9 protein-coding genes are annotated in these 13,458 nt (G+C 49.7%); 1 reads left to right on the top strand and 8 read right to left on the bottom strand.

Annotated features, from left to right (window positions below; all coding sequences use genetic code 11):
- Nucleotides 1–116 precede the first annotated feature (116 nt).
- Nucleotides 117–1,445, top strand: a complete 1,329-nt coding sequence (locus tag MKZ04_RS02500) for an APC family permease (RefSeq protein WP_341045231.1) — start codon at nucleotides 117–119, stop codon at nucleotides 1,443–1,445.
- A 36-nt stretch (nucleotides 1,446–1,481) separates the two neighbouring features.
- On the opposite strand, the gene MKZ04_RS02495 is transcribed toward MKZ04_RS02500, so the two are convergent.
- The 8 genes from MKZ04_RS02495 to MKZ04_RS02460 all read right to left on the bottom strand — a co-directional run bounded on the left by MKZ04_RS02495 (nucleotide 1,482) and on the right by MKZ04_RS02460 (nucleotide 13,415).
- Nucleotides 1,482–2,366 carry a carbohydrate ABC transporter permease gene (locus MKZ04_RS02495; protein WP_020451072.1) on the bottom strand — a complete coding sequence of 295 codons (885 nt, stop codon included), beginning with the start codon at nucleotides 2,364–2,366 and terminating at the stop codon, nucleotides 1,482–1,484.
- A gap of 18 nt (nucleotides 2,367–2,384) precedes the next feature.
- Entirely contained in the window at nucleotides 2,385–3,338 is a 954-nt protein-coding gene (locus MKZ04_RS02490) for an ABC transporter permease (protein ID WP_020451071.1), read from the bottom strand.
- A gap of 41 nt (nucleotides 3,339–3,379) precedes the next feature.
- Nucleotides 3,380–4,903, bottom strand: coding sequence for an extracellular solute-binding protein (locus MKZ04_RS02485; protein WP_033155140.1), 1,524 nt, complete (start codon nucleotides 4,901–4,903; stop codon nucleotides 3,380–3,382).
- A gap of 86 nt (nucleotides 4,904–4,989) precedes the next feature.
- Nucleotides 4,990–7,581 (bottom strand): exo-rhamnogalacturonan lyase family protein, encoded by a 2,592-nt coding sequence (locus tag MKZ04_RS02480; protein ID WP_341045228.1) that lies wholly within the window; start codon nucleotides 7,579–7,581, stop codon nucleotides 4,990–4,992.
- Between the two features lie 178 nt (nucleotides 7,582–7,759).
- Nucleotides 7,760–9,757, bottom strand: a complete 1,998-nt coding sequence (locus MKZ04_RS02475; RefSeq protein ID WP_033155141.1) for a beta-galactosidase — start codon at nucleotides 9,755–9,757, stop codon at nucleotides 7,760–7,762.
- The gene (locus MKZ04_RS02470; protein WP_023856752.1) at nucleotides 9,754–10,398 is read right to left on the bottom strand and encodes a rhamnogalacturonan acetylesterase; all 645 of its coding nucleotides are present in this window, start codon (nucleotides 10,396–10,398) and stop codon (nucleotides 9,754–9,756) included. Before MKZ04_RS02470 ends, MKZ04_RS02475 begins: the two co-directional genes overlap by 4 nt.
- 15 nt (nucleotides 10,399–10,413) lie before the next feature.
- A complete protein-coding gene (gene mgrA, locus MKZ04_RS02465; RefSeq protein WP_020451066.1) occupies nucleotides 10,414–11,406 on the bottom strand; it encodes an L-glyceraldehyde 3-phosphate reductase in 993 nt (330 codons plus the stop codon).
- 122 nt (nucleotides 11,407–11,528) lie between these two features.
- Nucleotides 11,529–13,415: a rhamnogalacturonan lyase gene (locus tag MKZ04_RS02460; protein WP_033155142.1), complete on the bottom strand. Its 1,887-nt coding sequence runs from the start codon at nucleotides 13,413–13,415 to the stop codon at nucleotides 11,529–11,531.
- Between the last annotated feature and the right edge of the window lie 43 nt (nucleotides 13,416–13,458).

The raw sequence follows: 13,458 nt of genomic DNA, 5'->3' as shown, positions 1-13,458 counted from the left end.
CATACACAAAAAATGCGAAAATCTGAAAATTTATTTAATTTTTCTTTTTTAAAAAAGGTATTACAATATAAAAATAGTTTTCTATAAAAGAGATTACATCAATGGGAGGCATCGCAATGAATGCAGAAGCAAACGGACTAAAAAAAGAGATAGGCTTGTTATTTGCGCTATCTCTTGTGATTGGAACGATCATCGGTTCCGGCGTGTTTATGAAGCCCGGCAGCGTGCTTTCCTATTCCGGAAACGCACAAATTGCTCTTTTCGCCTGGCTCCTTGGCGGAATTTTGACGCTAGCAGGCGGGCTGACAATCGCCGAACTGGGCGCTCAAATTCCGAAAACGGGCGGGCTTTACACATATCTTGAAGAAATTTACGGCGAGTTCTGGGGGTTCTTATGCGGCTGGGTGCAGATTATCATCTACGGACCGGCCATCATCGGCGCACTCGGATTATATTTCGGCTCGCTAGTGGCCAACTTGTTTTCCTGGGATAAATCATGGACTGCACTCATCGGCATTATCACCGTCGCCTTTTTATGCATCGTCAACATCGTCGGAACAAAATACGGCGGAGCGGTACAGACGGTCACAACGATCGGAAAGCTGATTCCCATTGTATGTATCATTGTGTTCGGTCTATGGCATGGCAATGAACATATTTTCAGTACAGTTACGGAGAGCATCGCCAGCCAAAACTTCGGAGCGGCGGTATTGGCGACGCTCTTCGCGTATGACGGCTGGATCCTTCTTGCGGCACTCGGCGGAGAAATGAAGAACCCGGAAAAAGTGCTCCCGAAAGCGATGACAGGCGGGATACTGATCGTCACAGCCTGCTACCTGTTCATTAACTTGGCGCTGCTTCACATTCTTCCTGCCGATCAGATTGTCAAGCTTGGTGAAAATGCGACAAGCACAGCCGCTACAATGCTGTTCGGACCGATCGGCGGCAAGCTGATCTCCATCGGAATTATCGTCAGCATCTTCGGCTGCTTAAACGGAAAAGTTCTGTCTTTTCCGCGCGTGATCTTTGCGATGGCTGAGAAAAAACAGCTTCCGTTCTCCCGCTGGATCTCGCATGTTCATCCGGCATTCCATACGCCTTGGATCGCGGTCATCGTCCAGATGATGTTCGCTGTCATCTTAATGATCATCAGCAATCCGGAAAAGCTGTCAGAGGTTTCGATTTTTATGATTTACATCTTCTATGTCATGGCGTTTTTCGCGGTATTTATTTTGCGGAGACGGAAGAACGGCCAAGGGAGAGCTTACAGCGTGCCGCTCTACCCTTACCTGCCTGTTGCGGCTATTCTCGGGTCATTGTTTGTTCTTATCAGCACGCTTATCACTGACTTTTACAGCTGCCTGTGGTCAATTTTGATCGGCCTCGTCGGTCTCCCGGTTTATTTTTGGATGAAAAAAAGAAATAAAAACGGCTCAGCCGCCTGAGCCGTAAGCCGCCGGCTCATGAGCCAGGCGGTTTTTTTATCCCTTCACAGACCCGATCAGAATGCCTTTGGCAAAATGCTTCTGCAAAAACGGGTACACGGCTAAAATCGGCAGCGTCGCAATGACGATAACAGCCAGTTTAATCGATTGTTCAGGCGGCACCGTTTCCATCATATCATTCGTCGTCCCTGTCAGATCCGAAAGAATCGTCACTTGGCGCAGCACCATTTGCAGCGGCCATTTCGCGCTGTCATTGATGTACAGCAAAGCATGGAAAAAGTCGTTCCAAATGCCGACCGCATAAAACAGCGCAAAAGTTGCAATAATCGGCTTTGACAGCGGCAGCGCGATCCTTAAGAACACGCCGATTTCTGAACAGCCGTCAATCTTTGCCGACTCCTCAAGTTCTTTCGGAAGCTGCTGAAAAAAGTTTTTAATAATAATAAGATTGAACGGATTAATCGCCATCGGCAATATTAGCGCCCAGTACGAATCGAGCAGTCCCAGTGATTTGACGACAATATACGTCGGAATCATTCCCCCGCTGAAAAGCATCGCAAAAATAACGAGATTCAAAAGCAGGTTTCTTCCCTTAATGTGCCGTTTCGCAAGAGGATAGGCCATCGTAAATGTAAAAAAGAGCTGGACAATCGTTCCCACAACCGTAATGAACACAGACACCCCCATGCTCCTGATAAATGTCGGCGTTGAAAAAATATAGCGGTACGCGTCAAGCGAGAATGTCTCAGGAAAGATAAAGAAGCTCTTTTCCGCCAGCTCGGCCTCCGTTGCAAAAGATCCCGCGATAATATACAGAAAAGGCAAGACGGTTATCAGCCCGCAGCAGCCGAGAAAGAGTACATTAAACCAATCGAATACCCGCCCCGCTTTTGTGTTATGGATCGTTTCCGCACCGGACATCCTTTTCACCTCCATTCATTAAAACAGACCGTCCTGGTCAAACTTTTTCGCGATATAATTGGCGCCGAATATCAGAATGATTCCGACAACCGATTTAAAAAGCCCGACTGCCGTACTATAGCTGTATGCGCCTTGCGTAATTCCGACAACATAGACATACGTGTCAAAAATTTCAGCCACGCTCCGGTTTAAAGAGTTGGTCATTAAAAAAATCTGTTCAAAGCCGATGTTTAAAAAACTGCCGATTCTTAAGATGAGAAGCACGACGATCGTGCTTCTGATGGCCGGAAGGGTAATGTGCCACATTCTCCTTAATCTGCCTGCCCCGTCCATCACTGCCGCTTCATACTGCTCCTGGTCAACCGAAGCGAGCGCCGCCAGAAACAGGATCGTTCCCCAGCCCGTCTCCTTCCATATGCTTTGCAGCACAATCATCGGCCTGAACCATTCGGGATCCGAGAGAAATGCAATCTCTTTGCCCGTTATGCTTTGCAGCATTTTATTCATCACGCCCGTATCAACTGTAAAAAAGACAAATGTCATGCTGACGACGATCGTCCATGAGACGAAATGCGGAACATATATAAACGTCTGAATGCACCGTTTATAGATGGCATGTCGCAGTTCATTCAGCATGAGTGCGACAATCAGCGGAGCCGGAAATGCAAAAATCAAATCGAGAGCGGCGAGCATGAGCGTGTTGCGGAGCAGGCGGAAAAAGTCAGGGTTCATAAAGAAATCTTTAAAATACTCGAACCCGACCCATTCGCTCTGCCAAAATCCGAGATAAGGCGAATAATCTTTAAAAGCAATGAACACGCCCCACATCGGCCAATATTTAAATATGAGAAAATATAAAACACCGGGAACAAGCAGAAGATAAAGCCATTTATCCCGTTTTACAGCTTGCAGCCCAGTCGGTTTCTTTTCTGTCTCAACAGCGGTTTTCCCTGTTTTAGCGGTGATTTCCACGTGCTGCATCCCCCCTTTCGTATACTGGTTGAAGATCTGAGCTATTTCGTCTCCTTGTAGCGTTTGTTCAGTTCTTTCATCAAATCTTCACCACCGCTTTTATACCAAAGCTTCACGGCATCTTGAAAGCCTTTTTCATCGATGTCGCCGATGATAAACTGTGTTTTGGCATCGAGAATGATATTGTCAAGCTGTGCCCCTTTTTGGGTGTAAACATCTGAAACGAGCGATTCAGCCGGATTGAATACGGCGATTTTTTCCCCTTCTTTGAGAATCTGTTCACGGTGTTTGAACAGCTTTGATTCTTGTTTTTCCACATGGTATCTTTGTTCGGGAATGCCCATGCTGAACTGCGCAAGACCTTCGTGCTCATAAAGCAGTTTTTTATTATTTTTTTCAAGGGACGTGTACGTTCCGTTCTCAAGCTTATAGTTGCGCCCTTTTATACCGTTGTTGGCAATAATTTGTGCCTCTTCATCGTTCATTTTATCCAGGAAGCTGAGCACTTCTTTCAATTCTTTTTCCGTTTTGACGCTCGCTTTCGGAATGGCAATCATTCCGGCGTATCCCGATGTCGGGAATGTATACGTTCCTTTCGGGCCTTTGACCGTTCCGGTGACGTCGATCACATCCTTGTTAGCGGGATCTGCTTCTTCCATTGCGCTTTGAATTTGTGAGGCCCGCGAACCTGTATCGACGATGACACCCGCTTTTCCTTTGACGATTGGATCGTTCCACTTCGCTGAATCCATGACGGCGAAGTCTTTATTGATCAGTCCCTCATCATACAGCTTTTTGAAAAACCGCAGCGCTTCCATATACTCTTCTGTCGTGAAGTCCGGAATGAGTTCACCTTTTTCGTCTATTCCGTAGCGGTTTGGTGCGCCGAACCACGTCTGCATAATATCCCACGGGCTCCCGTTGCCAAGCCCCATCCATTTCGGCACCACCATGCCGTACGTATCGTCTTTCCCGTTTCCATCGGGGTCTTTTTCTTTAAACGCTTTCAGCACGTCGTAAAATTCGTCGATTGTTTTCGGCATCTCCAGACCGACATTTTCGAGCCAGTCCGTTCTGATGATGATCGAAGCGCGGATCAGGTCCCTCGCCCTGTAAATACCGTAAATCTCGCCGTTGATGGAACTGTTCTTCATCACTTTTTTATCGGCCTTTCCGAGGTTCGGGTAGTCTTTTAAATAAGGTGAAAGCTCCCAAAACGCACCTGATTTGACAGACTTGATAAACCCCGGGGACTTGTCCGTGACGACGATGGCTTGCGGCAAATCTCCCGAGGCCATGACGATGTTGAATTTATCATTATAGGAAGAGTTCGGAACCCATGTCACTTTGATTTGTTTTTTCGTGTATGTTTCGAGCGCTTTTAAAGACGGGCTGTTTTCTCCCGGACTTTCCGGCGACAGGAGCGGAGCCATAATATGAATGGCATCCTTTTCTTTTCCTTTCCCGTCTTGATTGGCCGTCTCATTTGCGCTGCACCCCATCAAGAGCAAAAAAACAGCGGGTGCAGCGAGCCATTTGTTTCCCTTCAGCTTCAGTCTTGCCATTGTACAATTCCCCCTTTTGATCGTCTCAATTGTTCCACTTAAATTTAAAGCGCTTACATTTTTCCAACAACCTTCATTTTTTGCCTTCATGTGCGAGCGGGATGTTCTTTCATTGCCTTGATGATCTTTTCTTGCATGTCCAGATCAGGCGGCATATCTTTAAGCAGCTCGAGCACGGCTATCAAGTTTAGGCACCATTGTGAGACGCAGTTTGTTGTAACCCAGGGAATTTCCGTGATCGTTTTCCAGGCATGGATTTGTTTTGGAGTGATCGGCAGCGGTGTATGGCTTTGTTTTTCATCGAGCAACAGGCGCCACACTTGTTCGGCGAGCTTCCGGTCTTGGCGGAGCCGGGCAGCGTAAGCGGCCATGGCAGCGGAGAACATCGGCCAGTGAAATAAATCATCGTGAAGCTTCCCGCCGCTCCTTTTGCGCTTTTCTTCATCAGTCAGCAAATAAAATTCGCCGAATTCCCCTAGCATCTCCTTCCATTCCACATCCTCAAGCAGTTCTGCAAGCTCCATCCATGTTTGCGGAGCGCCGAAGGCGATGACCATATGATAGCCGCCATGATTCCCGTCCCCCATATGAAGCAGATCTGAAGCTTCAGGATCGTATCCGAAAGTCGGTCCGGACAACAGACGAAGCGGCAGCGCTTTAAGCCGGCCGATCCCCCGTTTGATTTTATCAAGGTACGCTTCATCGCCTGTCCGCTCCCATTCCGTCAGCCAGTTGGAACAGAACGCCGCCCAGTCGGGGCCTACTCTTGCGTGGGCGGGAAACTCTTTTTCCGGATAATAAGCTCTCATCGGATCAAGCGTCTCAAGCGCTCGATCGGCATCTTTTACTTCAGATAACACGTCTCCCGTTCTCTCGTCCGCCGTCAAAAAGTAATAAGGCTTATGAAGGCCGGCCATGCTGATTCTCGCTTCCTTGCACCCGCAGCCCCAATGGAGGACATTGTGCCTTGAACCGAGGCCTTTATACTCCCCGAAATGATAGCAGTCGACTTCGCTAGTGTGACGGGTCATCGCTTCCGCCATTCTGAAGATGTCTTCCGTACCGGATCTGAAAAAAGACTGCCAAAGCCAGAGGTTCGGAACGAGTTCCGTATTTTGCCATGCATAGCCGCCAAGGTCGTACCGCCATACATGCCGGACGGCATCGTACGTATGCATCACATCACCGTAATGCCAATAGCCGTACCAGCTCCGCTGATCGACTTCGTTCATGTAAAACTTGAGAGCCTCGTCAAGCTGATCTTCAAGCACAGCCGAGAGCGGGTGCCGTTTATCTTTCAGGCTCCAAACGCCCAGCGCGCGGGTGTGATAATAATAGTCAGGCTCACAAATAAGCAGCGGGGGATTTTGCCATTCGTCCGCCGCTCTATTCAGCTCTTCATCGCTCGGCGGATTTGCAAAACAGGCGAGGCTGACTTCGTTCGTATTGGCAATGCCGACGGCCGTTGACCTCATTTCGGCAAACCCTTCATATGCGCTTTCAACATGAGTGTCTTTTGAATAATGACGGAAATCCATCGCTTCAGCTTCAGGAGGCCAAAACCATACCGCCAATTTCGTTTCCCCGCCGGCAAGTCCTTTCGCTTCAAGCGATGACGGATATTTTTCAAAGAAGTTCCTGAGCCCGAGTGCGATGCCGCCGTTTTCCCCGCCTGCATACATCAGCCCTTTCGCTCTCTCCCCATGAATCGCGTCCACCCAGGCGCAGCCTTTGCCGGTTCGCTTTTTTAAGCGCCAGTGAACAGGGGAATCCTGGATGAGCTTGAAATCGTTCCAGACGGCGTTTCTCTCGGCATCGCGCACGACTGCCGACTTTTCCGGTACAGGCTGTCCCGCAATCTGTCGTTCATAGAGTCCGTTTGTTTCATTGAATCTTCTCGTCACAAGCAGCTGAGAAGCCTCTCCGTAAATCCCTCCGTCGGCCGCATAGCGGATATGCCTGTTTCTCGGCGCTCCGCTCAAAACCGCGCTCATCTCGAAACCGAGTCCTTTGATCCATTCTGTTTCTGCTTCACAGTCGATGAAGATCGTGTGCACGATCCGGATGGACGGATCACCGGCATAGAAAGACAGCCTGACGGTAAAAGGGAGCCAAACATCGATGCCTCCGCCGAGGTGGACGCCTTCAATCTTGACGACTGTCTTAACCGGACCGTTTTGTTCGATTGCCGTACGTTTGATCATGCTCTCAAACCGTTCAATATGATACATGCATTGTGAATCTGAGCCGCTTCTTTTTTCTTTTAAAGCGATGAGCCGCCCTTCTTTCGCCATCATTTCCCCGGAAATGGAAATCGAACGGATGAGTTCCGTCCCCGATTTTCCAAGCCTGCAGACTATCGCGCCCGTATTCACCGTGATTTCATCTTTCTGCTCTCTGACATTCATGACGGTTTTAGGGACGCCGGCCCCCCCTTTTTTCAATGTAAATCGGCTACCGCTTTCTTTAGGGAAGACTGCGGCATGCCCCGTCCATTTAAGCGAGCCGTCAGGCCAATACGCGAGCGGCCATGTTTGCAAACACGGGGCGTTTTTCGAAGCAATGGCGACCGTCTCTCCTTTTTGCAGCACTCCTTTTGCCCAAGGAACTCCCCAGGTCACCCCGCCGAACGCGGCAGGCGCCCTATTCAGCCATTTTAGTTCAGTCTGTGCTTTCATAAGTGTTCCTCCTTTCTGTTTAACCGATTGGTCAGTGAATATTTTCCTGTTTAGCCTTTTGACCGTCAATATTCCTTTTTTGCTTATATTGGAGAGGTGTCTGCTCCTTTTTTTGCAGGCATCATCCCTTTTTTAGCAAAACGAAACAAAAAAGCCGCGGGCAAGCGCCTGCGGCGATTCATTTATTCTCTGAAAACAAAACCACGCGGTATTCGTGCGGGCCGAGTGTCACGCGTCCGGATACGGGCCTGTCGGACAATAAATCGGTTCCGTTTCCGTCAAGTGTCACTGCGCCTCCTTTGCCGTCCATATTGATCACGACCCAGACAAGACCGTCTGCTCCTTTCCGGGGCGCGACGACTGTTCCGGGAGTGGCATCGGTTTTCTGTGTAACACCCGCTTCTTCTGCGTAATGACTGATCAGCTTTTTCATCATGATGTCACCCGCTTCGCCTGCCGGCATCGACCCGAGCATGACGATTTTTCCTTTTCCGCATTTATGCTCTGTGATGAACGCTTTTCCTGACGCCGGGCCTTTTTCAATTATCCCGACAGCCTCGGTGCCGCCGGCTTTAAAAACAGCGCTCCACAGACTCAGCGGCGCCTTTACGCCAAACGCCGCTCCACTCGAGTTCCGCTCATCCATCGGAAATGTATAAAGCGTTTTGACTCCGGAACTTTTTTCCAACTCCCCTAATCCGCAATCAGTGTGAACCGTATGATTTTCTGTTCTTCCGCCCGTCAGCGGACCCGCAATCCAAATGCCGCCACTTTGTGCAAAGGCTTCGGCTTTTTTGATAAACGCAGGCGGAAGATAGTGAATAAACGGCGTAAACAGCAGTTTATAGCCGTCAAGCGAGCTCCCTTCAAGAATGACATCTCTGTGAATGCCCATCTTTAACAATCGGTTATAAAACTCGGTGATCAGTGTTCTGTAGTGAAGACCCCGATGTGGCTCCGTTTTCAAAAACACCTTTGCACGATCCGAATAGACGACGGCTGTTTCAGCCTGCAAAGGGTCCGTCGCCAGCATGATGTGCTCAACCTCCCGTCTCGCCTGCTCGACTTCGAGCACATGATCATATCCCACATCAGGCTCCCCCCATGCGCTGATCACTGATCCATGCGGCTGTTCAGATCCGGCTCTCTGCTGACGCCACAGCCAATAGCAGAACGCGGCTCCGCCAAGAGCATAAGAAGAGACCGCTTCAGCCTTCAAATAGCCGTTTTGATGAGGCACGGCATAGCTTTCAAGCGAAGCGCTGTAGGAAGGGCTCGTTTCCATTATCCAGAACGGCCGTCCTTTTTTAATGTTTCTCCATAAATCACAATTAAACAAAAAGGCGTCACTGTTTTCCTGGCTGGCGTACGTATCAAACGAGGCGAAATCAAGGCTCTTGAAAAGATCTTCATGATCAACGCCGAACATGACGCTGCTGTTATGGGTGATCGGGGCGTTGGAATATGTTCTGATCACCTCAGCCTGCTCACGCGCAAATTCAGAAATCTTGTCCATCGAAAACAGCTGATACATCGTCCTTAAAGAAGAATTGTGCAAAAACGGGGTCGGTCCGGGCTGCGGAACTTGCTCGAAGCGCTGATACGTTTCGCTCCATACGCCTGTACCCCAAGCCTCATTCAGACGGTCAATCGTCTGATAGCGGTCTTCCAGCCATTTGTGCCATAATGTGTTGCACGTTTCACACATGCATTCTGCGACATGGCATTTGAATTCATTGTCAAGCTGCCACCCGATCAATCCCGGCAGTTCTCCGAGCTCTTTGGCGATATGTTTGATGATCAGGCGGGCCCGCTCTCTAAAATACGGATGGTTTGTGCAGGCATGCTGCCTCGAACCGTGTCCCATCGTCTCTCCTTTTTCATTCACATGCATTCTTTCCGGATGCCCGTGGGTCAGCCAGATCGGCGGTGTCGCAGTCGGTGTGCACATGACCGTTTCAATTTTGTTATCGTGGAGCTTTCGGATGACGCCGGCAAAAAATCCGACATCGATCCTTCCTTCTTCCGGCTCCATCCTTGACCAGGCAAACTCCCCGATTCTGACGACATTAATCCCTGCTCGCTTCATCATCCAGATATCTTCATCCAGCACGTCCTCATCCCATAATTCGGGATAAAAGCAAGCGCCGTGGTACAGTTTTCCGTTCATCTTCATACCGTCTCTTTAACAAACGGCAGACCGAGCTCTCGAATGCCGATAGAGACAAGCTTCGCCATTTCCCGGGCCCCTTTTTTCGTAAAATGTGTGTAGTCGTTGACATTTTCCGAGATCATAAAATATTTAAATACCTCGCTGTACCCTTTTTCTGCAAAATGCTGCAGGCTTTTGTCCATTAAATCGATCAAGCGGACGTTTTCTTCACTTGCCACCTGCTTCATCGCGATGCAGTAGTCCGGGAAATCGTTCAAAAAGACGCCGTCCTTGTAATGGAGCCTTGCGACAGGCGTGATGAGAAGCGGCGAAGCTCCTTTTTGACGCGCGCCGTCGACGTACATTTTCAAGTATTGTTTATACGTTGTATACGGCTCAGTATAGCGTTCTGGTTTGTCTTTCGACGCGTCATTGTGCCCCATCTGAACGAACAGCCAATCGTTCTGTTTGATTACATCTAAAATCGATGCAAGCCTTCCTTCTTCAACGAACGTTTTTGAACTTCGGCCCCCGATGGCCCGGTTGATCACCTGTACATTTCCGGATACATAAGACTGGAGAAATTCGCCCCAGCCTCCTTGAGGCGAATCCGCCTTATAATTTTGCACGGTCGAATCGCCGGCCAGATAGATGCTGATTGTCATCACGACCACTCCTTTTTATGAAAGAATTTTATCAATTGTGTCGAGCTCTTCAGCTGAGAATCGAGCGGACTTAAGAGCAGCGGCATTTTCTTCGATCTGTTCGGTTTTGCTTGCACCGATCAGCACCGAGGTGACGCGCGGATTTTTTAAAAGCCAGGCTATCGCCATTTGCGGCAGGGATTGGCCGCGTTCGGCCGCCACTTGATTCAGCTTGCGGACTTTGCCGAGCACGTCTTCTGTGATGCTCTCGGCCTGCAAAAACGGACTGTTCACATCTGCGGCTCTTGACCCGGCGGGAATCCCAGTCAAATATTTCGTTGATAAAAGCCCTTGAGCAAGAGGTGTAAACGCGATCGCCCCGGCTCCTTTTTTCTGCAGCACTTGCAGCAGGCCGTTTTCCGGTTCTCTGTGGAACATTGAATATTTGGGCTGATGGATGAGGAGCGGAACCCCGTATTCTTGCAAAATATCGGCCGCCTTTTCGGTCTGTTCGGCGCTGTAGTTCGACAGACCGACATATAAAGCTTTTCCTTGCCTGATGATATGGGCGAGCGCTCCCATCGTCTCTTCCAGCGGTGTATGGGGATCAGGGCGGTGCGAATAAAATATATCGACATAATCTATGCCCATTCGTTTTAAACTTTGATCAAGGCTTGCGACGAGGTACTTTTTTGACCCCCAATCGCCGTATGGTCCGGGCCACATCGTATAGCCGGCTTTCGTGCTGATGACCATTTCATCACGGTAGCGGGCAAAATCGGTTTTCAGCGCTTTTCCGAAAGTTTCTTCGGCAGAACCGGGGGGCGGACCATAATTATTCGCCAAGTCAAAGTGGGTGATTCCCAGATCGAATGCTTTTCTTAACAGTGCTTTGGCATTTTGAAACGAATTGGCTTCTCCGAAATGATGCCAAAGCCCTAAAGACAAAGCAGGCAGTTTTAAACCTGAATGCCCGCAGCGGTTGTATTTCATATTTTCATAGCGTGTATCACTCGCCTGATACTCCATATGAATCCCTCTTTTCATTTTGGAATGAAATCGCTTACCATTCATTTTATGGGAACAGGCTGTGAGATTACAATCATACTTTTTTGTATATTTAATAAACCTGAATGAACCGGCGATCTCTGTCACTCTTCATGTCTCTTACAGGGAGCGGTATAAATATTCGGCCGGGGCGGCTTGTCCATTCCGGTTCCCAAATAAAATCCGGGGTGAGGCGGCTGATTGTAAGCGACATTTTGCCAGGCTACCCCCAAGCGGTAGACGGGATCGTGCATGAACGTATAGAAACGATGTTCAGTCAGCTCGGTCGTTGTGTATATTCGCAGAGCATCGCTTCGCGTGGTGCGGAATACGACATCTTCGCGCCAATCGCCGAATAGATTGGCCTGAAGCACGGGCGTCCCTTTCGTCCAATTGTTAGACAGCGTTCCGTCAGCAGTGAGCAGATTGACCAGCCTGCCGCTGTGATAGTCCCATTTATCAATTTTCGGGATGCCGGCGGGTTCTTTCCAATCGTGGTCAAGCAGCTCGCGGAGAAGATCGCCGTCCCACCAAATCGCAAAATTGGCCGAAGCCGGAGCGGCGTCGCTGAGCTTTTCTCCCTTACTCGTATAGAGGCCGTATGATTTCCCTTCATTACCCGGGGGATCGATCGCCCAGACAAGCGAGCCTTTATAGCGGGGATCGATATGCGCGGCCATTCCCCGCCCAACATCTGTATCGGCCGGCACTCCCCAGAGGATCTCCCCTGTACCCGCATCGCGAAATGAGAGACCGTACGGAAGGCGCGGGTCTTCATGCACTTGGAAGACTTCCAGCCCGGGTCGATCCGGGTCAAGATCGCTCACATGCATGGCGTCACCGTGCCCAAGCCCTGTCGTATAAAGCCCTGTTCCATCATGATCCACGGCCATCGCACCGTAGACGATCTCATCTTTCCCGTCATCGTCGACATCCGCGACGCTCAGACTATGGTTTCCCTGCCCTGCATAACCTTCGTTTCCGGGCTTGTCGCTGTCAAATGTCCATAGCTTGGTCAGCTTGCCGTCCCGGAAGTTGTAAGCGGCAAGCACCGTTCTTGTGTAATAGCCGCGCGCCATAACAAGACTCGGCCTTTCACCGTCCAAATAGGCGATGCCTGCCAAAAATCGATCCATGCGGTTGCCGTATCTGTCTCCCCAATCCTCAAGCCTGCCCCGCGGCGGATCGTAATCCACGGTTGCCAATTCCCTTCCCGTTTCCCCGTGAAAAATCGACAAATATTCAGGCCCGTCCAAAATTCGTCCATTTTCATTTCTGTAATCGGCAGCAGGATCGCCAATCACCCGACCGGTTCCGTCAACCGTTCCGTCAGCTGTCTTCATGGCGATTTCCGCTTTCCCGTCGCCGTCAAGATCATAGACCATCAATTGCGTATAATGGGCGCCCGCGCGGATGTTTTTCCCGAGATGAATCCTCCACATGAATGTCCCATCAAGCTTATATGCATCGATGATGACTTCTCCGGTATAGCCGTTGTGTGCATTATCTTTCGAATTGGACGGGTCCCATTTGAGCACAATTTCGTATTCTCCGTCGCCGTCGAGATCTCCGATGCTCGCGTCATTGGCGCTGTACGTATACTGTACGCCGTCAGGAGTTGTCCCGCCGTCAGGCTTGTTTAACGGAACATCCAAGTACGGCTTCTGCCAGACAGCTGTTTTGTGCGACTGCTCGACTTCCTGATCTCCGAGAACCTTTGTCACATAATAGACAGATTCTCCGTTTCCGTGTTTATCAAGAAAGTTGGTCGATGATGAAACGGGTGTTGAGTTGATTCTGTGACCGTTGCGATATAGGTTGAAAGCCGTTTCTTCCGGATCTGTTCCTAAGAGCCGCCAGCTGAGAAAAACCCCTTTTTTTGTTTTTACGGCCACAAGTCCGCGGTTCAAGCGTTCCATTTGCCTCGGTTTTGCCGTCGATTTCACCGGCCGAACGCGTTCAGCTGCTGCATGTACGTCTTTTTCTCCCATCGTCCTCTCTCCCCTTTACGGTATGGAATGGCGAACGGGAGAA

Origin of the sequence: Bacillus sp. FSL W7-1354, from assembly GCF_038002405.1 — a bacterium.
GTDB lineage: Bacteria > Bacillota > Bacilli > Bacillales > Bacillaceae > Bacillus > Bacillus paralicheniformis.
This window is presented reverse-complemented; position numbering and strand designations above follow the sequence as displayed.

Coding starts and splice junctions, on each gene's coding strand:
- MKZ04_RS02500 (WP_341045231.1), top strand. CDS start 117: ATGAATGCAGAAGCAAACGGACTAAAAAAAGAGATAGGCTTGTTATTT.
- MKZ04_RS02495 (WP_020451072.1), bottom strand. CDS start 2,366: ATGTCCGGTGCGGAAACGATCCATAACACAAAAGCGGGGCGGGTATTC.
- MKZ04_RS02485 (WP_033155140.1), bottom strand. CDS start 4,903: ATGGCAAGACTGAAGCTGAAGGGAAACAAATGGCTCGCTGCACCCGCT.
- MKZ04_RS02480 (WP_341045228.1), bottom strand. CDS start 7,581: ATGAAAGCACAGACTGAACTAAAATGGCTGAATAGGGCGCCTGCCGCG.
- MKZ04_RS02475 (WP_033155141.1), bottom strand. CDS start 9,757: ATGAAGATGAACGGAAAACTGTACCACGGCGCTTGCTTTTATCCCGAA.
- MKZ04_RS02470 (WP_023856752.1), bottom strand. CDS start 10,398: ATGACAATCAGCATCTATCTGGCCGGCGATTCGACCGTGCAAAATTAT.
- mgrA (WP_020451066.1), bottom strand. CDS start 11,406: ATGGAGTATCAGGCGAGTGATACACGCTATGAAAATATGAAATACAAC.
- MKZ04_RS02460 (WP_033155142.1), bottom strand. CDS start 13,415: ATGGGAGAAAAAGACGTACATGCAGCAGCTGAACGCGTTCGGCCGGTG.